At 63.0% G+C, this 22826-nt stretch carries 23 protein-coding genes; 14 read left to right on the forward strand and 9 right to left on the reverse strand.

All coding sequences use genetic code 11. The features are described from left to right. Nucleotides 1-8 precede the first annotated feature (8 nt). Entirely contained in the window at nt 9-1244 is a 1236-nt protein-coding gene (locus C41B8_RS06055) for a sensor histidine kinase (protein ID WP_037335515.1), read from the forward strand. A gap of 176 nt (nt 1245-1420) precedes the next feature. Here C41B8_RS06055 and C41B8_RS06060 read toward each other — a convergent pair whose 3' ends face one another. The 3 genes from C41B8_RS06060 to C41B8_RS06070 are packed head-to-tail and all read right to left on the reverse strand — an operon-like array spanning nt 1421 to nt 3823. Continuing rightward, nucleotides 1421-1846, reverse strand: a complete 426-nt coding sequence (locus C41B8_RS06060; RefSeq protein ID WP_037335517.1) for a hypothetical protein — start codon at nt 1844-1846, stop codon at nt 1421-1423. A gap of 52 nt (nt 1847-1898) precedes the next feature. Then, entirely contained in the window at nt 1899-2618 is a 720-nt protein-coding gene (locus tag C41B8_RS06065) for a glutathione S-transferase family protein (RefSeq protein ID WP_037335518.1), read from the reverse strand. Continuing rightward, nucleotides 2615-3823, reverse strand: coding sequence for a CaiB/BaiF CoA transferase family protein (locus C41B8_RS06070; protein WP_037335522.1), 1209 nt, complete (start codon nt 3821-3823; stop codon nt 2615-2617). Before C41B8_RS06070 ends, C41B8_RS06065 begins: the two co-directional genes overlap by 4 nt. 334 nt (nt 3824-4157) lie before the next feature. On the opposite strand from C41B8_RS06070, the gene C41B8_RS06075 reads away from it, so the two are divergent. Both C41B8_RS06075 and C41B8_RS06080 read left to right on the forward strand, forming a co-directional pair. Next, nucleotides 4158-4382 carry a hypothetical protein gene (locus C41B8_RS06075; protein WP_037335525.1) on the forward strand — a complete coding sequence of 75 codons (225 nt, stop codon included), beginning with the start codon at nt 4158-4160 and terminating at the stop codon, nt 4380-4382. Between the two features lie 126 nt (nt 4383-4508). Next, on the forward strand, nt 4509-5285 hold the full coding sequence (locus C41B8_RS06080) for an SDR family oxidoreductase (RefSeq protein WP_037335531.1): 777 nt from the start codon (nt 4509-4511) through the stop codon (nt 5283-5285). Between the two features lie 113 nt (nt 5286-5398). On the opposite strand, the gene C41B8_RS06085 is transcribed toward C41B8_RS06080, so the two are convergent. Next, nucleotides 5399-6754, reverse strand: a complete 1356-nt coding sequence (locus tag C41B8_RS06085) for an MFS transporter (protein ID WP_051883160.1) — start codon at nt 6752-6754, stop codon at nt 5399-5401. A 201-nt stretch (nt 6755-6955) separates the two neighbouring features. Here C41B8_RS06085 and C41B8_RS06090 point away from each other — a divergent pair, with 201 nt between their 5' ends. From C41B8_RS06090 to C41B8_RS06100, 3 genes are all read left to right on the forward strand, one after another. Beyond that, nucleotides 6956-7381: an OsmC family protein gene (locus C41B8_RS06090; protein WP_037335534.1), complete on the forward strand. Its 426-nt coding sequence runs from the start codon at nt 6956-6958 to the stop codon at nt 7379-7381. Between the two features lie 175 nt (nt 7382-7556). Next, nucleotides 7557-8039, forward strand: coding sequence for an FKBP-type peptidyl-prolyl cis-trans isomerase (locus C41B8_RS06095; protein ID WP_037335536.1), 483 nt, complete (start codon nt 7557-7559; stop codon nt 8037-8039). 44 nt (nt 8040-8083) lie between these two features. Beyond that, entirely contained in the window at nt 8084-8776 is a 693-nt protein-coding gene (locus tag C41B8_RS06100; protein WP_037335538.1) for an SDR family oxidoreductase, read from the forward strand. Nucleotides 8777-8922: 146 nt separating this feature from the next. Here the strand turns inward: C41B8_RS06100 and C41B8_RS19460 are convergent, their stop codons facing one another. After that, nucleotides 8923-10368: an SH3 domain-containing protein gene (locus C41B8_RS19460; protein WP_051883161.1), complete on the reverse strand. Its 1446-nt coding sequence runs from the start codon at nt 10366-10368 to the stop codon at nt 8923-8925. A 93-nt stretch (nt 10369-10461) separates the two neighbouring features. Next, nucleotides 10462-11112, reverse strand: coding sequence for a TetR/AcrR family transcriptional regulator (locus C41B8_RS06110; protein ID WP_051883162.1), 651 nt, complete (start codon nt 11110-11112; stop codon nt 10462-10464). Nucleotides 11113-11222: 110 nt separating this feature from the next. Here C41B8_RS06110 and C41B8_RS06115 point away from each other — a divergent pair, with 110 nt between their 5' ends. The 5 genes from C41B8_RS06115 (at nt 11223) to C41B8_RS06135 (ending at nt 18127) form a co-directional block, all read left to right on the forward strand. Beyond that, on the forward strand, nt 11223-12788 hold the full coding sequence (locus C41B8_RS06115; RefSeq protein WP_051883163.1) for an efflux transporter outer membrane subunit: 1566 nt from the start codon (nt 11223-11225) through the stop codon (nt 12786-12788). Between the two features lie 6 nt (nt 12789-12794). Then, nucleotides 12795-14018, forward strand: a complete 1224-nt coding sequence (locus tag C41B8_RS06120; RefSeq protein WP_037335541.1) for an HlyD family secretion protein — start codon at nt 12795-12797, stop codon at nt 14016-14018. Further along, on the forward strand, nt 14015-15550 hold the full coding sequence (locus tag C41B8_RS06125) for a DHA2 family efflux MFS transporter permease subunit (protein WP_051883164.1): 1536 nt from the start codon (nt 14015-14017) through the stop codon (nt 15548-15550). The genes C41B8_RS06120 and C41B8_RS06125 overlap by 4 nt, the downstream gene beginning before the upstream one ends. 195 nt (nt 15551-15745) lie before the next feature. Further along, nucleotides 15746-16546 (forward strand): ZIP family metal transporter, encoded by an 801-nt coding sequence (locus C41B8_RS19465; RefSeq protein ID WP_051883165.1) that lies wholly within the window; start codon nt 15746-15748, stop codon nt 16544-16546. A gap of 132 nt (nt 16547-16678) precedes the next feature. Beyond that, nucleotides 16679-18127: a peptidoglycan DD-metalloendopeptidase family protein gene (locus C41B8_RS06135; RefSeq protein WP_051883166.1), complete on the forward strand. Its 1449-nt coding sequence runs from the start codon at nt 16679-16681 to the stop codon at nt 18125-18127. Between the two features lie 823 nt (nt 18128-18950). On the opposite strand, the gene C41B8_RS06140 is transcribed toward C41B8_RS06135, so the two are convergent. After that, entirely contained in the window at nt 18951-19292 is a 342-nt protein-coding gene (locus tag C41B8_RS06140) for a hypothetical protein (protein WP_084188574.1), read from the reverse strand. Between the two features lie 160 nt (nt 19293-19452). On the opposite strand from C41B8_RS06140, the gene C41B8_RS20035 reads away from it, so the two are divergent. The 3 genes from C41B8_RS20035 (at nt 19453) to C41B8_RS06155 (ending at nt 21235) form a co-directional block, all read left to right on the forward strand. After that, complete coding sequence (locus C41B8_RS20035) at nt 19453-19614, forward strand: YqaE/Pmp3 family membrane protein (protein WP_037335544.1); 162 nt, start codon at nt 19453-19455, stop codon at nt 19612-19614. Nucleotides 19615-19696: 82 nt separating this feature from the next. Beyond that, complete coding sequence (locus tag C41B8_RS06150) at nt 19697-20689, forward strand: LLM class flavin-dependent oxidoreductase (protein WP_037335547.1); 993 nt, start codon at nt 19697-19699, stop codon at nt 20687-20689. Nucleotides 20690-20779: 90 nt separating this feature from the next. Further along, complete coding sequence (locus C41B8_RS06155; RefSeq protein WP_037335549.1) at nt 20780-21235, forward strand: MarR family winged helix-turn-helix transcriptional regulator; 456 nt, start codon at nt 20780-20782, stop codon at nt 21233-21235. A gap of 7 nt (nt 21236-21242) precedes the next feature. Here C41B8_RS06155 and C41B8_RS06160 read toward each other — a convergent pair whose 3' ends face one another. Continuing rightward, complete coding sequence (locus tag C41B8_RS06160) at nt 21243-22646, reverse strand: DASH family cryptochrome (protein WP_037335551.1); 1404 nt, start codon at nt 22644-22646, stop codon at nt 21243-21245. Further along, nucleotides 22643-22816, reverse strand: coding sequence for a DUF2256 domain-containing protein (locus tag C41B8_RS21115; protein ID WP_084188578.1), 174 nt, complete (start codon nt 22814-22816; stop codon nt 22643-22645). Before C41B8_RS21115 ends, C41B8_RS06160 begins: the two co-directional genes overlap by 4 nt. Nucleotides 22817-22826 lie beyond the last annotated feature (10 nt).

A 22826-nucleotide genomic window follows, 5' to 3' on the forward strand; every position in this document is an offset into this window, starting at 1 on the left:
TCGGTCCCATGTCATCTACACCAAATTCCTCGACATCGCTGCCTGCAGATCTCGCCACAGCGCATGAACAGATCAAGTCGCTGCGCTCCGATCTGACGCACTGCGAGAAGCGCGTCAACGCGGCAGAACGCGAAACCCGCTGTTTTCGCGAGCTTGCCGAACATATTCAAGAAGTGTTCTGGATGACCAACCCCCTCGGCGACGAGCTGATTTATATCAGCCCTGCGTACGAGCACATCTGGGGACAACCCTGTAACAGCCTCTATGAAGACCCGGGGCGGCGACTCGCCTGGGTGCATGAGAGTGACCGGGACCGCGTTTTAAAGGCGTTCAAGCGCGACGCCGCCAAGGGCCTTTATGACGAGACTTTCCGGATCAATCGGCCGGACGGCGAAGTCCGCTGGATTCGCGATCGCGCCTTTCCGGTGTACGACAGCTCGGGCGAGATTTATCGTCTGGCCGGCTTCGCCATCGACCTGACCGACGAAGTTGAAAGTCAGGATCGAATGAACGAGCTGCAGAACCTGATCGCCATGCGCGAACGCATCAGCGTATTTGCCTCGTTGGGCACCGGGCTGGCGCACGACCTGGGGCAGCCGCTGACCTCGGCCCGTAATTTCGTGACCCGGGCCCTGACGGTCGCCCGCGACGAAGGCAGCGCCGAAACCGATCTGCTGGTACGAGCCGACTATCAGATCCAGCGTGCTTCCGCGATCATCCGTCATCTGCGCGATTTCGCGCGGGAAGGACGCCCGACCATCAACCAGCAGTCGCTCTTCCCGGTGTTGAGCGAAGTCCGCGACCTGCTCGAACCCAGCCTCCGCGCCGAGCGTGTCTTGTTCTGCTGGCCCAATCAGCTCGAACTATCCAATATCGAACTGCCGATGGACCGCGTCTTCACCCAGCAGGTATTGCGCAATCTCATCAGCAATGCGATCGAAGCCCTGGCCCAATCCTCGGTCGCGACCGACAATCGCCGCATTACGCTAACCGTCGATAACACGAACGATGCACGGGTCGACATCTATGTGGCCGACAACGGGGGCGGCATCGCTGAGGATGTCGAATTATTTTCCCCGTTCACCACGACCAAGAGCAACGGTCTTGGCCTCGGTCTGAGCGTGAGCCGCTCTCTGGCCCGCAGCCACGGCGGCGACCTGTATCTCGTGCATCACGGACGGGGCGGTAGCGACCCGACCTGCTTCATGCTCCGTCTGCCGCGCAAGTTCGTGGCCGCCGCCTGACGGCATCGGCCCGCATCGAGATACGGCCGGGCGGTTGAAACAAGCGTCACGCCGCGCCCGGCGCAGACGCTTCGGGCGCTTTCCGTTATGAAATCCGTCGCGGATCGAGGCCATGTGTCGCGAGGCGTCGGCACGCGGTCGCCACGAGCCTGTTGGCTCAGACTCGGACCATCAATTCAGCGCGGCGGATGGAAAAGGCGCATCAGCAACGCGAATCCGAGCCCGTAGGCCGCGTTCGCGGCGAGCGCGACACCGATCGCATTCATCGAATAACCCACGAGCAATACGCCGAACAGGCCCATGCCCAGCCACGGCGTTACCGCCAACGCCACGCCCGTCAGCAGTACAGCCCCGAGGATGATGGCGCCGACATAGTAGCCAGCGGCCTCGGCTCGGCGTATGAGCAGCCAGATCACCAAGCCCCAAAGCCCGCCCCAGAGCGCCTGCCAGGCGATGACGGGAACATCGGTATGCATAAGACCCTGGGTACTCCAGGTCGCAACCTGAGCAAACCCCGCGCGATCGATCAACCAGAGCGCGCCCTGATTGAACACGACAATGGCGATGAGCCCAGCGACAAAAGCCTTGATGAACGCGAACACGAGCTCTTTCTCCTGGAGGGCGTAACGAAGCCGGGAATTGTACTGGTCGCGCTCACTCGCGCGAAGGCGTCGCGGCCGTGTTTGCCGTCTGCTCGAACAAACGGCGGCGGGCCGCTTCGTTTTTGGGTTGCCCGCCCCGCCACTGCTTGCCCAGATCCACGCCGCGCTGAACCGCCGGGCGCTGCTTCACGCGTGCGCGCCAGGCCGCCACGCACGGAAAATCATCCAGCGGTTGGCCCATGGCCTTGGCGATGAGTACCCAGGGCCAGTTGACGATATCAGCGATCGTGTAGGTGTCGCCGACCAGATAGTCGCGCTCGGCCAGCCGACGCTCCAGCACGCCGAGGCAGCGATGATACTCGTTGCGATAACGCCGCTCCGAGTACGGATGATCGCCCGGCGCATAATTGACATAGTGGCTCATCTGGCCGCCCATCGGGCCCAGGTTGCCCACCTGCCAGAACAGCCATTCGTCGATCTCGGTACGCAGACGCGCGTCCGGTGGATAGAACCGGCCGGTCTTGATGGCCAGATAGCGCGCGATCGCGCCCGACTCGAATACCGAAACCGCGCCCGGGCCGTATTCGGCCGTAGGCTCGTGATCGACGATCGCCGGCATGCGATTGTTGGGCGAAATCGCCAGAAACTCGGGATCGAATTGATCGCCGGCGTTGATATCGACTGGCACGGTCCGGTACGCCACGCCGAGCTCTTCCAGCAGGATCGAGATCTTCCAGCCATTCGGCGTGGGCCAATAGTAGAAATCGATCACTCCTCACCTCCCGCGTCGGCGCTGGCCGCCGCGCCGGTTTCGATCAACGCGTCGATCGTGGCGTCGTCGTAGCCGACGTCGGCCAGTACCGTACGCGTGTCGGCCGCGAGCGGCGGGGCACCGCGTACCGGCGTTTCTTCAACGCCCGAAAAACGCGCGGCCGGCCGCGCCTGGCGCAATCGCCCCGCGATATCGTGCTCGGTTTCCAGCAGGATATCGTTGGCCCGGATCTGCGGATGATCGATGAGATCCGAACGGGTCAACACCGGCGCACACGGCACGCCGTATTCTTCCAGACGTTCGAGCCAGTATTCGGCACTCGCCTCGCGCAGCCGCGACTGCGTCAGCTCCAGCCGCGCATCGATATGATCCTGGCGATCGGCCGGCGTGGCGAAGCGCGGGTCGTCGCGCCAGTGCGGCGTCTCGAGCGCTTCGGTCAGCGCATGCCACTGATCGTCGGTCTGCACCGCGACGCTGATGTAATCCGTCGTGGTTTCATAGATCAGATCGATAAAGCTCGCCGCCTCCGACTGCGCCATCGCGTCGCCGACGAAAGTCTGGCTGTTCATGTCCGAATGCCAGAGGAAATCGATCACCGCGTCCAGCATGGATACGCGAATATGCTGGCCGGCGCCGCCGTTGGTTCGTGCCAGCAATGCCGCAGTAATCGCCTGAGCCGCTACATAACCGGTGAGTTTGTCGGGCACGATGGTGCGGACGAGTCGCGGACGCGCCGTGTCTGCCCCGCCCTGAATGCTGGCGAGCCCCGACAGCGCCTGAACCAGCGGATCGTAGACCGGCTTGGTGGCGTAGGGCCCGTTCTCGCCAAAACCGCTGATCGAGACATAGATGATGTCCGGCGCTACGCCGCGAATCGCCTGTTCGCCGATGCCGATCCGCTCGGCCACCCCGGGGCGGAAGTTCTGTACGAACACATCCGAGGTGGCCGCGATCCGCTTGAGCGCCTCCAGTCCCTCCGGGTGTTTGATATCGAGCGCGACCGAGCGCTTGTTGCGATTGTTGTTGAGAAAACTGGCTGACATGCCGGCGCGTCGATTGGAGGCCAGTCGCGTGTAGTCACCCACGCCCGGACGTTCGATCTTGATGACATCCGCCCCTTGATCCGCCAACTGCATGGTGGCCAACGGCCCGGAAATCATGGCGGTGAGGTCGCAGACGCGGTAGCCGTTGAGCGGTTGTTTCATGCGTTGTATCCAGATTCCGACGATCTTTGCCCAAGAGACGGGCGCTGCGCTATAAGCCGTGCAAGATCTCGATCATGGCTCGTCACGCCCACCTGGAGCAACGCCGACCGCCATAGCTTGTTGAACTTTCCCCATGCTGGACCGCAAATCGTAGGCGTACCAGAGGGGGCCGGAATCCAATGGTTGGTGAGGCCGAACAGATCGGACGCGACAGATCAATCCCCAAAGCCCCTTATTCAGAAAGTATCAAGGCACGCGTAGGCTAAAATGTCGTCTATCGGGGGCCAAAAATGAATTCAGCCTCCGGGGGTTCATCCTATATTCAGGAGAAAACGTGAATAAAAAGATTTCGACGTTGCTGATCGCCGCGATTCTCGGCCTGACCACGCTGACGCTGGCGGCCTGTGACAACGATGATGGTCCGGCGGAAAAAGCGGGCCAGAAAATCGATAACGCCGCCGATAATACTTCCGACGCCATGGAAGATGCCGGCGACAAGGCTTCGGATGCAGCCGACGACGCCGCGGACAAAGCCAAGGATGCGACCGACAACGACTAGTCGGAACCCGACGATGGCTAGCCGGCTGCCTGTCGGCAACGAGGAAACCCGCCGCAATACCGGCGGGTTTTTTTTGTCTGTCTGGCGGCGCATCATCCGACACCAGAGTTCACCCCATATTTCCGCATGTCAGCTCCCGATAAGATCTGTCTCGTCACCGGCGCCGCGCAGGGCATCGGCCGAGCCATTACACGTCGTTTGCTCGCCGACGGGCATATCGTGTGGTGTCTTGACCACGACCAGGGCGCGCTGGACGACCTGGCCGCCGGCGTCGACGCCACGCAGACGACGCGGGTGCATACGATCGTCGCCGATGTGTCCTGCGAGGACGATGTCGCCGCCGCGGCCCAAGCCATCAAACAGCAGCACGGCCGGCTCGATCTTGTGGTCAACAACGCCGGCATCTCGGGGCCTTTCAACGGGCCGATCGATGCGCTCGCCCTGGCCGACTGGCAGCGGGTGATCGACGTCAATCTCACCGGCTTTTTCCTGGTCGTTAAGCACACCGTCCCGCTACTGCGGTCCAGCAGCCAAAACGCCACGATCGTGAACATGGCATCCAGTCGCGCCTACCAATCCGAGCCGCAAACCGAAGCGTATGCGGCGTCCAAGGGCGGCATTCACGCATTAACCCATGCCTTGGCCATCAGCCTTGGGCCGGACATTCGGGTCAATGCCGTGGCGCCCGGCTGGATCGACGTGCGCAGCGAGCAGACCGGCGCCGACACCCCCGAGCCGTTGCGCGAGATCGATCACGCCCAGCATCCGACCGGCCGCGTCGGCCGCGGAGAAGATATCGCCGGCATTGTCGCGTTCCTGGCCAGTGCCGACGCCGCCTTCATCACCGGACAGACTCTGGTCGCCGATGGCGGCATGACCCGCAAGATGATTTACGAACACTAGATACGCCGTCGCATGACGACACACCCTTAATCCGCCCGCGACAACGGGCATAAAAAACCGCCGCCGGAGTGCTCCGGCGGCGGTTTTTGTCAGACGCGTCGTACGACGCAGAATCAAGCGGCAGGCGCCGGCTCCTTGCGCGGTCCGCTACCGCCGGCATATTGCGCCTTCGAGCCCGGCAGCGGCCGGCGAGCGGTTTCCGGTATCAGCAATATCGGAATCAGCGCGACGGCCGCGGCCGTCATCAGATAAAACGCCGGTACCGACTTATTTCCGGTCACGCCGATCAACCACTGGATGACATACGGCGCCGTGCCGCCGAACAAGGCAGTCGAGATGTTGTAGGCGATCGCGAACCCGCCATAACGGACGTTGGTCGGAAAAATCGCCGGTAGCGTCGAAGGCATGCTACCTGCCAGAGACACGGTCAGCAGGCCGAGGATCACCAGACCGGCCACGATGCCCCAGACCTGCGTGGTCTGCAGCATGGCAAAAGCCGGATAGGACAGCAGAATAAAGCCAATGCAGGCCCCGACCAGAACCGGCTTGCGCCCCACCCTGTCGCACAGACCGCCGAACAGATAGATCACGCACATCATGCCGACCATCGTCACCACGAGGAGTAGGGTCGATTCGATCGAGCCAATTTTCAGCTCGGTGGTCAGATACGACGGCAGGTAAGTCAGAATTGCGTAATAGGCCACGTTGAGGATAAGCACCAGGCCCATGCACAGAATCAGCTGGCGCAGGTGATTGGACACCACTTCACCGAGCGATCCCTTGGCCTTGCCCTCTTCCTTGACGGCTTCGAAGGCCGGGCTGTCTTCCAGCTTGAGCCGCAGATACAGGCCAAACAGCCCCAGAGGCGCGGCAAACAGGAACGGGATACGCCAGCCCCAGCTATGGAAGGCGGCGTCGCCCATCAGCAGCTGCGTGCACAGCACCAGTAGCGCGCCGATGATGTAGCCGCCCAGCGTGCCGAACTCGAGAAAGCTGGCCAGAAAGCCGCGGTTCTTGTCGGGCGAATACTCACAGATGAAGGTCGCGGCCCCGCCATACTCGCCGCCGGTAGAAAACCCCTGCACCAGACGCGCCAGTACCAGCAGTATCGGGGCCCAGATACCAATACTCTCGAAGCTGGGCAGAACGCCGATCGCGAACGTGCCGATCGACATCAGGATGATGGTGGTGGCCAGCACCGCCGAGCGTCCGACCTTGTCGCCCAAGGGGCCAAAGAACAGGCCGCCAAGCGGCCGCACCATGAAGGCCACGGCAAAGCCGGCGAAGGCCGCCAGCAACGAGGCCGACTGGCTGTGTGACGGAAAGAACACGCTGCCGATAGTGGCCGCCATGTAGGAATACACGCTGAAGTCGAACCACTCCAGCGCGTTGCCCATGGCGGCCGCCATGACCGCGCGCTGTACGTCGTCGTTATCGACGGAAAAACTGTCGTCGGTCGTGTCGCTCATTATTTTTGGCGATGCCCGCATTATCGAGTCGTATTTTTGAAACTAGCAGTATCAGAAGAGCTCCACAAATCAGGAATTCGGCGGATTGCAAAGGCCGCCTGGGCCATCTGCGACCGGCGTCCGGATACGGATTCATCTTGTCTTCGCAACACGCGCGACGTAGATTCGTGGCGGTACATCGAAAACGCAAAGGAGCAATCGATGCCCGTACGCAAGGCCAATGCTCAATGGCAGGGCGACCTGAAATCCGGCAAAGGCAACATGGCGCTCGGCAGCGGCGCCTATGAAGGCCAGTTCTCGTACAAGACCCGCTTCGAGGAAGGCAACGGGACCAATCCGGAAGAACTGCTCGGCGCGGCCCATGCCGGCTGTTTCTCGATGCAGTTCTCCGCCATGCTCGCCGCCGACGGTCATACGCCCGATTCGATCCAGACCGAGGCGAAAGTGCACTTCTCGCTCGACGATACGCCGACCATCACGCAGATCGATCTGATCTGTCACGGCAAGGTACCGGGTATCGACGAAGAGACCTTCCGGCAGACGGCGAACAAGGCCAAGGATGCCTGCCCGGTCTCGCGGCTGTTCAAGGGCGCCGAGATCACCCTCACCGCGGCCCTGGACGGCTGATTGGCGCGATGGCAGCGCCCAAGCCGGGCGATATTACGCCCGGCTTTTTATGCCACGACTTGTCGTTCGCCCGAAGGCGACAACCATCGAATTGACGATCCGGCATTGTATTTTCCGCAATCGTCGCAACGTTTGATCGCTCACGAATAAAGCACTCAGAATCAAAGAGGCCAATATGCAAGCGCAGCGCGACAACGTCGTCAGCATTCACTACGTCCTGCGCGATACCGAGGGCGAAGTGATCGATCAGTCCGCCGAAGGACAACCGCTTTCCTATCTGCACGGCCACGAAAACATCGTGCCCGGCCTGGAAAAAGCCATCGAAGGCCATGCCGAAGGCGACGAGGTTCGCGCGACGGTCGAGCCCGAAGAAGGCTACGGCCCCTATCGCGAAGAACTGGTTCAGAAGGTCAACCGCGAAGCGTTCCAGGGCGTGGACGAACTTGCCCCGGGCATGAGCTTCCGTGCCGAATCCGACGCTGGCCCGATGATCGTCACGATCAAGGAAGTCGAGGGCGACGAAGTCACGGTCGACGGTAACCACGTGCTGGCCGGCCAGACGCTGGACTTCACGGTGAACGTAGCGGGCATCCGGCCGGCGACCGACACCGAGATCGAGCACGGACACGTGCACGACGAAAACCACACGCACGAATAATCGAAGCCGGCGATCGCGCTTCGGAATCGGCTCGGGAGTCGAAAATGAGTGACGCAGTGCTTCTCATTACCGGCGGGTCGACCGGCATCGGCGCGGCTACGGCCCGCGCGGCCGTGGCCGATGGCTGGCGCGTGGCCCTGGCCGCGCGTACCGCCTCCAAGCTGGACGATCTGGTCGAGGAACTCGGCGGTGAAGCCCATGCGATGGCCGTCGCATGCGACGTGACCGACAAGGCCTCGCAACAGGCCATGGTCGACACGACGCTGGAACGCTTCGGCCGTATCGACGCGGTGTTCGCCAACGCCGGCATTGGCGGCAAGCCCGGTGGTTTCACCGGCGCCGATAGCGACGTCTGGAAGGACATGATCCTGACCAACGTCTACGGTGTCGGCCTGACGATCCAGTGCACGGCCCCCGCGCTCAAGGCCAGCCGTGGCCACTTGCTGATCACCGGTTCAGCCGCCGGACGCGTTACCATTCCCGGGTCGATGTACAGCGCCACCAAGTGGGCGGTGTCGGCCATTGGCTATGGCGTTCGCGAAGAACTCCGCGGCACCGGCGTTCGTACGACGCTGATCGAGCCGGGGATGGTGGATACGCCTTTCTTCGACGAAAAACCCGAGCATGCCTTGACCGATCGAGACATCGCGGCCTCGGTCATGTACGCGCTGTCGCAACCGGCGCATGTGGACGTCAACGAAATCCTGATTCGGCCGACGCCGCCGATCGCGGATTGATGCCCATAAACGCGTGTTGAAGCGTGATCAAAGCCGCTCTTATCGAGCGGCTTTTTTTTGGTCATGGAGGAAACAGCCCCGCGGGGGCTGCGACAGCAATGCCGTGCCGTCGCCAGTTACATGCCGCGAATCACGGAGCTCGGTCTTTACTGCGAAACGAGCAGATAACCCGCGACCCAGCCCTTCATGCCGCCCGGGGTGCGGACATAACGCCAGCCATTGTGCTCGTCGAGCAACTTGACCCGATCGCCGCGATGCAACTGACCGACCACCCGGGCCCCGCCGGCGGCCTTGGCGCGCAGATTGGCCGCGTCGACGCCCACGGTGGCGTGGGTCGGCGCCGGCGTCGACTTCTTGCTCGCCGATGGCGCCTTCGGCGTCGCCTTGGCCGGCGCCGTTGTCTTGCCAGCCGGGTGCGAGGCGCCAGCCGACGCCTGCTTCGGCGTGGCGGACGTCTTGGACGCGGCAATCGCGGGCGCCGTGCTCGACGGCTCAGGCTGGGCCTGCGAGTGATCGGCTGGTTGTTTCGATTGATCAGCCGGCTCCGAGCCGGCGGCCGGCGGCTCCGCCGATGACGCGGTCTTTGTTTCCGGCGGCGCCTTGGTGGTCGCCTGCGAACCGGTGGCCGACGGTCCGGGCGCCGAGCGACGATCGAGCGTCAGGTCTTTCCCGCTGGCATGAGTCGGCGCTTCGGCTTGGGTCGGCTCGGGGTTCGACTGCGGCTGCGGCGGTTTTGCCGGTGCGGCGTTCGCTTGAGCCTGGCCGGCGCTGTTTGCGTTGGGCGCCGGCGTGCTCGAGCTCGTCGCTATCGATCCGGTATGGCCCGGCTTCGACGATGCCGGCGCCGGTTGCGGCATGGCGTTGCCGGCCAGCGGGGCCTGGCTATCGGAGAGCAGGAAATTCGCCACCCAACCTAACGTGTAGTCGTCCGGCAAGAGAACCTGAGTCCAGTGATCCCGGCGCGAGAGCACAACGGCCACCGTGTCGCTGTCGACGTGGCCAACGACGCGCGACTCACGATTCGGCTGATCGCGAACGTTGACGTTCTCGGCGTTGACATGGATATGCGGCAAGCCGGCGATGATGCGCGGCAGGTTATCGATGGCAGCGCTATTGCCGCCAGCCGCCGCCTTGGCCGCCCAGAATGCCGCCTTGCCGGTATTCTGAGGCACGCCCTCGCCTTTCATGTAGAGCACGGCAAGGTTGTTCTGGGAGGCGGTCTGGCCATCGTCGGCACCACGACGGAACCAGTGTGCCGCCTTGCTTGGATCGCGCGGGACACCCTTGCCTGCCTCGTACATGATGCCGAGATTGTGTTCGGCGCGGGCGTAGTGCTGGGCCGCAGCCTTCTCGTACCACTGCCGAGCCTTGGCATAATCGCGCTTGACGCCATAGCCGCGGTCGTACAGCACGCCCATGTTGTATTGCGCGCTGGCATCGCCTTGCTTGGCCAACGGGCGGTTCTGCTCCAGGATCTGCTCGGCACGCGCGGGGGCCGGGGCGTCGCTTCCGGCGCTCCAGGCGACCGTGGGCGCGGCGACGAGCGTCGCGGCAATAACGATGGCAAGCCGAACGTCGGCCCTTGCGCTCATGTAGGGATCCTTGGAAACAGCGACAACAGGCCTCGCTACACTAACCCCAGCGCCGCACGAACGCGAGCCCGGCCATCGATCGGCGCACGCCTTTCAATCCGTGGGGTAAACGGTGGCGTAGCGTGCGGTAAAAGTCGCCACCGCCTCGGCAATGGCCGGGTCGCGTTCGGCCGCATCGGGCGATTGACCCAGCAGGATGCGCATATGCAGATCGCCCCGTAGCAGGCTCAGAAACTGCTCGGCTGCGCGGCGTGTATCGCAATCGATCAACCAGCCCTGGCGCCGGGCCCGATCGAGATAGCAGGTCACGCTCGTCAGCGTCTGCCCGGGCGCGCTGTCGTAATAGATCTGGCCGAGTTCGGGGAAACGTGTCGATTCGGCGATCACCATGCGCAGCAGACCCACGATCTCCGGCGACATCAGCGTATCGAGAAAGGCTCGGCCGATATGCGTCAACGCCTCCTCCAGCGAGCGATGCGCCACCAGATCGTCGCCGATCGCCATGCGGGCGACGGCACGACGGCACTCACGACGCGCCGTCGCCGCGAATAAGACTTCCTTGCTTTCGTAGTGCGCATAGATCGTCGCCTTGGAGACACCGGCGGCGGCGGCCAATGCATCCATATTGGTGGCGCCGAAACCATGCTCGACGAACAGTCGCCGAGCGGCATCGAGTACCTGTTCGGCTTTCTTGGACGGGGATTTACAGGAGGACACGGCAAACACGAATACGCGGATGAACAAGGTATCGAACGACGGTATGTGTATTTGACAGGCATACCGCCAGCGACTAAATTAACGCACCTGAACTAAACCGTACAGTTCAGTCCTGAACCCCCACCGGATCGGGTCCCATGCGAACCGTCTTGCTCACACGCTCCCGGGCTCAGCGTCCCGCGCTGACTGCCGCGTTCATGTTGATTACGTTGATCACCGGCTGCACCGTCGGCCCGGATTATCATCCGCCGGCTGCGCCCGCGAGCAACGCGTACGACATCAATGGCTCGACGACCGGCGACGAGAATGCCGAGGCGTCCGACAGCCGCGAATCGATTCCGAAGCAGGCCTTCGAGCGCGCCAGCAAGGTCCGGGCGGACTGGTACAAAGTGTTTGGCTCCGACAAGCTCGATGCGCTGATCGGCCGAGCTATCCAGCACAGCCCGACGCTGGCCGCGGGCCGCGCCCGTATCAAGGCGGCGCGAGAAGTGGTGAAAGAAAACAAGGCCGCGCTGTATCCGCAGATCGGCGTCAACGGGGGTTACTCGCGCAACCGGGTGACCGGGGCCCAGTTCGGCATCACGCAATCCTCGTTCACCAACGTCTTCAACTTGTATCAGGCGCAGGCGACGGCGAGCTACGACCTCGATCTGTTCGGCAAGACCCGGCGCATGATAGAAGCCAGTAACGCCCAGCTCGATGAGCAGCAGTATCAGGTCATCAATACCTACGTCACGCTGATTAACAACGTGGTGGCCACCGCGATTACCGAGGCGGGCCTGAACGCTGCCATCGAAACCACCCGTGATATCGCCAAGAGCCAGGCCGATGCATTGGCTATCGTGCGCAAGCAGATCAAATATGGCGCGGCGATCGACGCCGACGCCACCCAGATCCAGACCCAGCTCGCCCGCACGCGTGCGTCGCTCGAGCCGCTGCTCAAGCAAAAGACGCTGGCGGTCAATCGGCTCGCCGTGCTGGTCGGCAGCAACCCGGGTGATTTCAGCGACCCCGATTTCACGCTCGATCAGCTACGCCTGCCGCACAAACTGCCGGTGAGCGTGCCGGGGCAACTCGTCGAGCAGCGCCCGGATATCCTGGCGGCGGCCGCAGCGGTACACGCGGCCAGCGCCCGAATCGGCGTGGCCACCGCCAATCTGCTGCCGGACATCAGCATCAGCGGGTCCTACAGCCGCTCGGCGCTCACGCCGTCGGATCTCGGCGATCCGGCTTTTGCGCTGTATTCGCTCGGCGCCTCGCTGAGCGCGCCGCTGTTCGAGGGTGGGCGCCTGCACGCCGCCAAGCGCCAGGCGCAGGATCTGTTCGTGGCGGCCCTGTCGGATTATCGCGCCACCACGCTCTCGGCCTTTGGCGAAGTGGCTAACAGTCTGCGCTCCATTGAATCCGATGCGCGCGCGCTGGAAGCCCAGCGTACGGCGCTCAGGGCCGCCCGAAACAACCTGCAGACCGTACGTACGCAGCTGAAGAACGGGGCCGCGGATTACGTCAATCTGTATACGGCCCAGGCGCAATATCAGAGTGCGGAACTCGATTACACCGAAGCGCGGGTCACGCGTTATCGGGATACAGCTGACCTGTTCCGGGCCCTGGGCGGCGGCTGGGCGAAAGGTGATCGCATGCCAACAGCCCGCACGACCGATGCCAGCCGCCATAGCGATTCCGCCAACGCTCATACGGACTAGACGCTCATGGCCGACAACGACAACGCCTCGTCGAAAGACAGCAGCCAACGTAAGTCAGGACGCCGCAAATGGTATCTGCTGGGTCTGGCCGCGATCTTCATCGTGGCCGGCGCGGCGTACGCGGTCTATTACTTCACGGTCGCCCAGTTCTATGCCCAGACCGACGATGCCTACGTCAAAGGCAATCGGATCGAGCTGACACCGCAGATCAGCGGCACGGTAACGTCGATCGCCGCCGACGACACCGACCTCGTCCATGCCGGCGACATCGTGGTGCGACTCGACCCGACCGATGCGCGCAATTCGCTCGATGCGGCCGAGGCCCGGTTGGCCGAAACCGTGCGCTCCGTCCACCAGCTCTATGCCCAGGTCGCCGAGCAGCAAGCGATCATCGATCAACGACAGAGTACGCTGGCGCAGGCCAAGCGTGACTACGAACGAGACCGCCGCCTGGTCCGCGCCAATGGCGTGACCCGTCAGGCGTTCGAGCGTTCGCGTGCGACGTACCATGAAGATCGGGCCGCGCTCTCGGCTGCCCGACACAAACTGACGGAACTCAAGGCCCAGACCGACGGCACGACCGTGCGCGATCATCCGCGCGTGAAACAGGCCGAAAGCGCGCTCCGAAACGCTTACCTCAACCTCCAGCGCACGAAAATTCCGGCGCCGGTCACCGGCCATATCGCCCAACGCGAGGTCCAGGTCGGCGAGCGGGTCGATCCATCCAAGCCGATGTTATCGATCGTGCCGAGCAACCAGGTATGGGTGGACGCCAACTTCAAGGAAACCGATCTCGCGTCGATGCGCATCGGCCAACCGGTCACCGTGACCTCGGATTTCTATGGCAGCAACGTGACATATCACGGCCATGTCGCCGGTATCAGCGCGGGTACCGGCTCGGCGTTCGAGCTGCTGCCGCCGCAGAACGCGACCGGCAACTGGATCAAGATCGTGCGCCGCGTGCCGGTACGTATCGTGCTGGACAACCAGCACCACGCGCTTGACAAATATCCGCTGCGGCTCGGCCTGTCGATGAGCGTCACGGTCAATCTGCACAACACCAGTGGGCCGCGGCTTTCGCGCGAGGCGCCGAAAGAACCCCGCTATCGCACCGAGGTCTATCAGCATCGGCTGGCCGGCGCGAACCAGTTGATCCGGCGCATCGTCGAAGCCAATGACGGCTCGACGTCGAACAGCGCGGCCGGCACGAGCCATACGAAGGGCTCATGAGCGAGCGCGGCGAGGCCGCAGCGGACGCCGCCAACGCGCCGCTGCCCACCGGTGCGCTGGTCATGGTCACCCTGAGCCTAGCGCTCGCGGTGTTCATGAACGTGCTGGATGTGTCGATCGCCAACGTCTCGATCCCGACCATCGCCGGCAATCTGGCGGTGTCCTCGAGCCAGGGGACCTGGGTCATCACCTCGTTCGCGGTGGCCAACGCCATCGCTGTGCCGGTCTCCGGCTGGCTGGCCAAGCGCGTCGGCGAAGTGAAACTCTTCGTGCTCTGCACCGCGTTGTTCACCGCGGCTTCGTTCGCCTGTGGCATCGCGCCGAGTTTCTATTTCCTGCTCGCCATGCGCGCAGCACAGGGCCTGGTCGCAGGGCCCATGATCCCCCTTTCACAAAGCCTGTTGCTCGCCAACTATCCGCCGGAACGACGCGGCTTCGCCAACGGCATCTGGGGCATGACGGCCGTGGTCGGACCGGTCGCCGGACCGATCATGGGCGGCTGGATCACCGACAACATCAGCTGGTCGTGGATCTTCTACATCAACGTCCCGGTCGGTATCTTCTCGGCCTTGGTGACCTGGTTCGTCCTACGCGAGCGTGAGACCGAAACCTCCCGCCTACCGCTGGACGTGGTCGGGCTGGTGCTGCTGACCATCGGCGTCGGCGCGCTCCAGATCATGCTCGACAAAGGCAACGAGGATGCCTGGTTCCAGTCCAACTTCATTACGATACTGGCGATCGTCGCGGTGGTGTTCCTGGCATTCTGGATCGTCTGGGAACTCACCGACGACAATCCCGTGGTCGATCTTCGGCTGTTCGCACGGCGCAACTTCACGGTTGCAACGCTGTGCGTCACCTTCGGTTTCATGACCTACTTCGCGGGTGTCGTGCTGCTGCCCCTGTGGCTGCAGAACGTACAGAACTACACGGCGACCTGGGCCGGGCTGACCACCGCATCGCTCGGGCTGCTCGGCGCCATCTTCTCGCCCATCGTCGGTCGGCTGACCGACAAGATTGACCTTCGACTGATCGTCACCTTCGGCATGATGCTGTTTGCCGTGCTGTCGTTCGTCAAAGCCGACGCCAATACCAGCATTAGCTTCGAGCGGTTGTTCCTGACCCGGCTGCCCTGGGGTATCGGGCTGGCTTGTTTCTTCATTCCGCTGATCACGCTTTCGCTCACCGGCCTGCCCTCGAACAAGATCGCCAGCGCGTCGGGGTTGTTCAACTTCATGCGGCTGATCGCGCTCGCCATCGGCACGTCGCTGTCTCAGACGCTGTGGGACTGGCGCGAGGCCTTCCACGACCATGTGCTGTCGGCCCACACGGCCGTCGCCGATCCGGCCACCGAACACTGGCTGGCCCAGGCTCAGGCAGCCGGACTCACCCAAGGCCAGGCTTACGGCGCCATGGCCGGGGTGATCAAACAGCAGTCATTCATGATCGGGCTCAATGAGATGTACACCCTTGCCGGCTGGGTCTTCCTTGGGCTCACGGTGCTGATCTGGTTGTCCAAGCCACACGCACGCTGATATTGATCCAGTATCACCACGGCTGCCCCATCAGCGGGTTTAAAAGGCGTCGCGGCGGACGGTCGCGACGCGCATGCATCCTCGCGCTATCCCCCTGACCAGTCGTCTGTTTTGCGTACAAGACGCATAACGCAGCTTGCACGCCGGCTCATTATGTTATTTTATAACGATACCTGAAACACGGTGTCCGTCGACATGGTGCGCCTTCCGTTTATCACCCCGGCCGCTCATCACGCGGCCCTGCGTGGCCTACCATCGCTGTGCCTGATCGCCGCGGCATGTTGGCTCGTGCTGGTAGTCGCCGCCGGCCGCGACGGGCTCTGGGTGCTGACGACGCTGACCGTGTTCAGTGCCGCTGCGTTTCTGGCCGGCGCCGCCATCAGCGCGCTGCCCCATGACCCGCGACTCATCACGCGCATCGATGCGGCCGCAGCCGGCGCCATGCTCGCCTCGGCGCTCGTGCTGGTGGTCCCGCATGCACTGGCTGAACATGCCCGCACCGGCGCCATCGGCCTCGTCGTCGGGCTACTGGTGGGGGTAGGCCTGCAAATCGCCGCTTCGGGCCGGGGGAGTCGCTCGATTCTCGGCGCCCTCACCCTTCATTCGATCTGCGACGGCATCGTACTGGGCGCGTTGTACACCCTCATGCCGGCTCTCGGCTGGGGCGTAGGGCTCGCGATTCTGGCGCACAAGGCACCGGCCGGATACGTGCTTGCCAGGCGCCTGGCGGCCCATCCTGGACACCGGATATTAGTCGTACTTCCGGCCCTGGGGACTGGACTCGGTGCGCTTTGTGTTGCAATCATGCCTGCGGCGGTGGCCCTGCCTGCCGGTCTGATCTTCGGCGCGGCCGCCGGATTGTTTCTGTTTGTGGCCCTGGCATTTTTTGCCGCGAGCGCCAAGACCGGGGCGCACGATACTGCGGATTGGGCCGCATTCGTCTTGGGTGGCATGGCTATTGCCTTGACCGGATGGATAGCGCCACACGGCATCTAGACCGGGCGCTGCAACGAACCAGACGAACAAGAAACTTTATCGGCGATAGCCGGTCGAAGGGTTTGATTTTTTCGCTAAACAGGCGTGGTGCCGGCACGGACGACAGACCGGTCACGTCATCGAGGGTTGGGAATGCAACACAAGCGCGTGCTACGTGCCGGTGCCGCCGGCGCGCTCGGTGTAACTTTATGTTTTTGCGGTGGAGCTCAGGCTTCTCCCGGCAAATCCGACAGCACCGGCATCCGCGCTTCCAGCCAACAAAAGACCCACCTCGAAATCCAGCCGCTCGCTGCCAATCAGATGCAGGCAGCCAAGGCGCTCGGTCTGATCACGACGCCGCAAATCACCCCCTGGCAACAGATCAGCGTACGATCCGGCGATACTCTTTCGGGCGTGTTCTCGCGCGCCGGGCTAGGCGCCTCCCAGTGGCAGAAACTGCTCAAACTGGGCAAGTCGACTGACGCTCTGCGTCACATTCACCCCGGAGACACGCTGGAAATCCGCAAGACGCCGACGGGGAAACTCGCCGAATTGCGCTATCGATTGAACTCGATCAAGACGCTGCATGTGAACCGTCGGGGCGGCCGCCTCCAAGCCAGCATCGAGAAGCGCGCGACTCAGACCCGTGAGATCACCGCCACCGGCACGGTGGGCAAATCCTTGTCGCACTCGATGACCGCCGACGGCGTCCCGGCGAGCGTGGCCGATCAGATGGCCCGGATTTATCGCTATCGTCACAACCTGCGCCATCTACACCCGGGCGACCAGTTTGCCGTGGTCTATCGCGCAACCTACAGTGACGGGCAACAGATCGCTACCGGGCCGGTGTTAGCCGCCAGTATCACGACCAACCACCATAACTACAAAGCCTTTCGTGCCAAGGGTGCGAACGGCAACTTCGGTTATTTCGACACCACCGGTACCTCTTACAAGCCGGCCTTCACACGCAAGCCGGTGGCCTATACGCGCATTAGCAGCCCCTTCAATCTGCATCGCATGAATCCGGTCACGCATCATGTACGACCGCATAAGGGCGTGGACATGGCCGCGCCCATGGGCACCCCGATCCACGCGGCCGCCGAAGGCACAGTCAAATATGCCGGCTGGATGCACGGCTACGGGCGTATCGTCGAGCTCACCAATTTCGACGGTTACAGCACCCGCTACGCTCATATGCACAAGATCCGTTCGAAGCTGCATGTCGGCGAGCATGTCACCAAGGGTGAGGTGATCGGGTATGTTGGCGAATCCGGCGAAGCAACCGGGCCGCATCTGCATTTCGAAATCCGCCGCAACGGCGTGGCTTACAACCCGCTGACCGTGAAGCTACCGGCCGGGCAGTCACTACCGCACAGCGAACTGGCGGCTTATACCCATAAGATTCAGCCGCTAATCGCCAAGCTGTCGCCGGCGCCGACTACGCTTCTGGCCAAAACGGCGTCGACCCCGACCAACAACAACAGCTGTACCCGCGCGGTTTCGCTCAACGCCACCCTGGCGCTGGACCCGGTGGGTGCGGCCCGTCGACACAGCCTAAGCAACATTTTCTGCGTGGTCCGACATCACGCGACCAACGCCTAGGGCATGTCGTCATGAGATACCCCGCCGCACCCGCGCCCGTGAGGTGGCAAGACAAGGCCTCGTGAGCGTCGCGTGGCCCGGCCACGGGAGCGAACGATAACGCCGGATTGCCGGCTCCCGGGCCCGGGCCCTGCGGGTGAGGCCCGCCCACCGCGCCAGGCGGCGTTGCATGCCTTGACCGTGGGCCCGCCACGCTCGGCGGCATGCGCCTTGCCTGACACGATGGGCGGGCCTCATGCGGTGGCGTCTCTCGTGACAACATGCCCTAGAGCAACGAGCACAGCCTGGCTTGGTCGGCAACCGCTCGACGCATGCGCCGCCGGGGTCGCCCGGACCGCTGCCGGCAACTCGGCCCACCCACCCTATCGGCGACACGCACCACTGGGTGGGCTGATCTGACGATCGCGGCGATCGACAATGCGTCGGATACGGCGCCAAGGGCCGGGGATACGTAAAACCCTGAGGCGTTTTGTTTGTAGTGCGGTCTCGTTGCACTGCGACGGTGACCCCAGCACAGGGCCGGGTGCTGTGGCCCCTGGATTACGTCATCTTGATCAAGCAAGCACGGCGACTCGCGCTACAGCACGAAACCGAAGATCGGCGAAGACGGAGGAACGAGGCTTTCCTCCGTTTCTCCTTGGTATGCGTTCTCACCCAAACGACACACCGAGCAATTGGCGAGCACTCAACCCTGAACTGTCAGGATTAGCCGAACGCGATAACCTTAATGCCACTCAAAAAAAGGCCGCGCGGCGAAACCGCACGGCCTTTTGAACAATCAGCCACCGCCAGCCGCGCCGACCGGCCCGGTGCGCGGAAATCGCTAGCGCCAGTCGCGCCGATCCCAGCCATGATGACGCCACCGATCGTGATCGCGGTGCCCGTAATGGACGTCACGACGGCGATGATCCCAGTCGCGACCGCGATAATGGTCGTCATCATGCTCGTTGTATTTGCCGGCGAGAATCGCGCCACCGGCGCCGCCGAGGCCGCCGCCGATCACGGCGCCGGTCTGCCCACCCATGGAACCGCCAATCGCCGCACCAATGGCGCCGCCCAGACCGCCGCCCAGCGCGTTATTGAAGGTATCGCTGGCCATGGCGGCCGAGCTGCCACCCGCTAATGTCAACGCCACGACCCACGGAATAATGTGCTTGCTACGCATGTTCGTCACCCTGTCTTTTCGAGACTTGAGCGTAAGCCTATACCTGAGCGTTTAACCAAATCTGAACAGAATGAATGGACAGCGCTGCGCTTCGTTCAGCCGCGGTCGTAGCGGTAACGTCAAACTGTAAGTCTGTTACCCAAGGCTTCCACGACACACCATGGACCTCATTCGTATCTTGTTGTCGATCCTGTTGCCGCCGGTCGGCGTATTTCTCCAGGTCGGCATCGGTCTTCAATTCTGGATCAATATTCTGTTGACGCTGCTCGGTTACATCCCCGGCGTCGTGCATGCCGTCTATATCATTGCGACACGGGACTGACGGCGGTTGCGGGCGCGCCCTATGAAATCGGCGGGTGCGCCCCCATCGTGATCGATATCGAATCACGACTTCGTAACTTGTCATGTCCATTGATCTTTCCGTGCTCGATCTGGTCCCGGTCCCGAGCGGCACGGCGCCCTCGCAAGCCGTCCGCGACAGCATCGATCTCGCGATGCTGGCCGAGAGTCACGGCTATAAGCGCTACTGGATCTCCGAGCACCACAGTATGCCGGCGATCGCCAGTTCTTCGCCGGAAGTTCTATTATCCCGGATCGGCGCGCTGACCGAGCGTATCCGGATCGGCTCCGGCGGCATCATGTTGCCCAACCATGCCCCGATGCGGGTCGCGGAGCACTTCCGCACGCTGGAGGCCCTCTACCCTGGCCGTGTAGACCTGGGTCTCGGACGTGCGCCGGGTTCGGATATGCGTGCCAATCGGGCATTGCACGCCCGCTCGGGCGAGCACTTCGCCGAAATGCTCGACGAAATGCGCTCGCTCTCGGAGGACCGCTACGCCGCCGACCACCCCTATGCCGGGGTCAAGGTCGTGCCCGAGGATGTACCGCTACCGCCAATTTGGATTCTCGGCTCGTCGGGCGCAAGTGCCGATATGGCAGGCGCCGGAGGCTACGGCTATAGCTTTGCCAGCCATTTCAGCCCGATGCCGGCCGAACCCGCGCTCGAACGCTATCGCTATGCGTTCGAACCATCAGCGCAATTCAGCCAGCCACATACCATCCTGGGTGTATCGGTCATCTGCGCGCCGACCGACGAAGAAGCCGAGGAACTGGCCGCCACGGTCGATCTGATGTGGCTACGGTTGCGCAAAGGACAATTCCTGCCTCTGCCATCACCGGCCGAGGCCCATGCCTATTCCTACAGCGATATCGAGCGCAATGCGATCAAGGAAAACCGCGCGCGCCATATCATCGGCTCCCCCGAAACGGTGCGCGCCGGCCTTGAGGACGTCGCGAGCCGCACCCGTGCCGACGAGTTGATGATCGTGTCCAACATTCACGACGCCGAAGCTCGACTTCGTTCGTACGCGCTGGTCGCCGACGCGCTATCGACCTGATTACGGCGGGCGGCGTTTTTCCACAAAGATGACGCCGCCTACCTGTACAGCGCACAATACCGGCGCATATACATTGAGGATGAGTTCGCCATGACCGCCCAATCCGCGCCTGTAGACGCCGACTTTCCGGCGCTCGACGACCAGTTGTGCTTCGCGTTGTATACCGCGACACATCGAATAACTCGAGCGTATCGCCCGTTGCTTGAGCCGCTGGGGCTCACTTATGTTCAGTATCTGGTGATGCTGGTGCTTTGGGAAGCCGCCCCGCGCTCGGTAGGCGAACTCGGCCAGGCGTTATATCTGGACAGCGGCACGCTCACGCCTTTGCTCAAACGCATGGAAAAGGCCGGCATGGTCACGCGGCAGCGGGATAACAACGATGAGCGGCGCGTGCTCATTCATCTGACCGAGCACGGCGCCAGCCTCAAATCGCAGGCTCGAAACATTCAGGACGAATTACTCTGCCGGATGGAGCTGACACGCGAACAGTCGCGCGAGCTCAAGGTCCGGGTGATGACGCTGATCGACAAGCTCGAAGATCACTAGGGCCTAGCTAGACGGATGCCGACGGCACCAGATCGCGCCAGGCCGGGGGAATAGTCGTCAGCCGCGGGTAGCCGGTATCGGCGAGTTGGTCGGCCTCGGCCAGCCAGGGGGCGTGGCGCTGCTTACGCGGCAAAGCACGCAGTTCGGGGATCCAGTAGCTGACATATTCGGCCTCACCGTCGTAATGCAGCGCCTGAGACATTACGTTGAACCCTTCGTCGCGCTTGTCGGTGCCCACACCGGCGATATTCGCCCAGTTGCCCCAGTTGCTGGCGACGTCGTAATCGACGAGCTGTGCCTCGAACCAGGCCGCGCCCCAGCGCCAGTCCTGACGCAGATCACGGATGAAATAGCTGGCCACGTTTTGGCGGCCGCGATTGGACATGTAGCCGGTCGCGGCCAGTTCCCGCATATTGGCATCGACGAACGGCATACCCGTCCGCCCAGCTTTCCAAGCATCGATGACGGCAGCATCGACAGCGTCCGGACGATCATGGCGGTCGAGCAGCCCGCTACGCGCGAACAAGCGCACGCCATGGCGCGCGAGGACCCAGTAGAAAAATTCACGCCAACGCAGCTCGAGCATCAGCCAGTACGTCGATTCATTGGCGAGCACCGAGGACTCGAAGCGCGATAATTCGTCCGCGACCCGCCGAACCGACAAACAACCGCTTGCGAGCCACGGCGAGAGCTTCGACGAGAAATGCTCACCCAACAGCCGGTTACGAGTCTGCTTATAGTGAGTCACGGCCCGCGTCTGCCAGAGGTAGTGCGACAAGCGAGCCCGGGCCACATCTTCGCCCCCGACGAACGGCACGTCGGTCGCCGGCGGGTCGCTGGAATCGACCCACGCCACCCCGGACAAATCCGGATCCTCGATACCGCGGCACCAGTCCGGCGGATCGATCGGGGGTGCCGGACGCGCAGCCCGCTCGATACGGCGGCGGAACCGCGTGAACACGCGGGGCATTTCTGCCAGCTCGAACGGCAGCTCATCCCGAGCGTGCAGTGTATTCGGGCGGGTTTCGTACAACGTGACGTCGACACGCGCGAGCGCATCGCGTACGCGTTGCATCTGCCATCTTTCCTCGGGTGCGATTTCTGCCACGGTCCACACCGAATCCACGCCGTTTTTGACGGCCAGGCGCACCATTACGTCCTCGGGCTCGCCGACGGCCACCACAAGACGAACGCCCAGGCTGGCTAGGCGCTCGTGCAATGCCGCCAGTGCTTGCGCGATAAAATCGCGGCGGTGTGCGCCCATTCGCGGCGCCCCGTAGGCGCTGTCACCCGCGCATCGTGCTTCCAGGCAATAAACCGCGAGTAATGCCCCCGCCCGCGCAGCGGACGTCAGCGCGGGGTTGTCGTCTATCCGAAGATCGTTCTTGAACCAGCAGATCGCGCGGCTCATCTTGCCACTCCACGCCCCGCAGTAAGCGCCTTGGATGCCGACCGGCAGGCCTTGCTGCAGTATTTGACCTGATGCCAGTCGCGCGCCCATTTACGGCGCCAAGTGAACGGCCGACCACAGTGCACACAACTCTTCGTGGGCAAGTCGCCCTTCCTGCGCATCCGCGCCATGAAACCGCAT

Source organism: Salinisphaera hydrothermalis C41B8, from assembly GCF_000732535.1.
GTDB lineage: Bacteria > Pseudomonadota > Gammaproteobacteria > Nevskiales > Salinisphaeraceae > Salinisphaera > Salinisphaera hydrothermalis.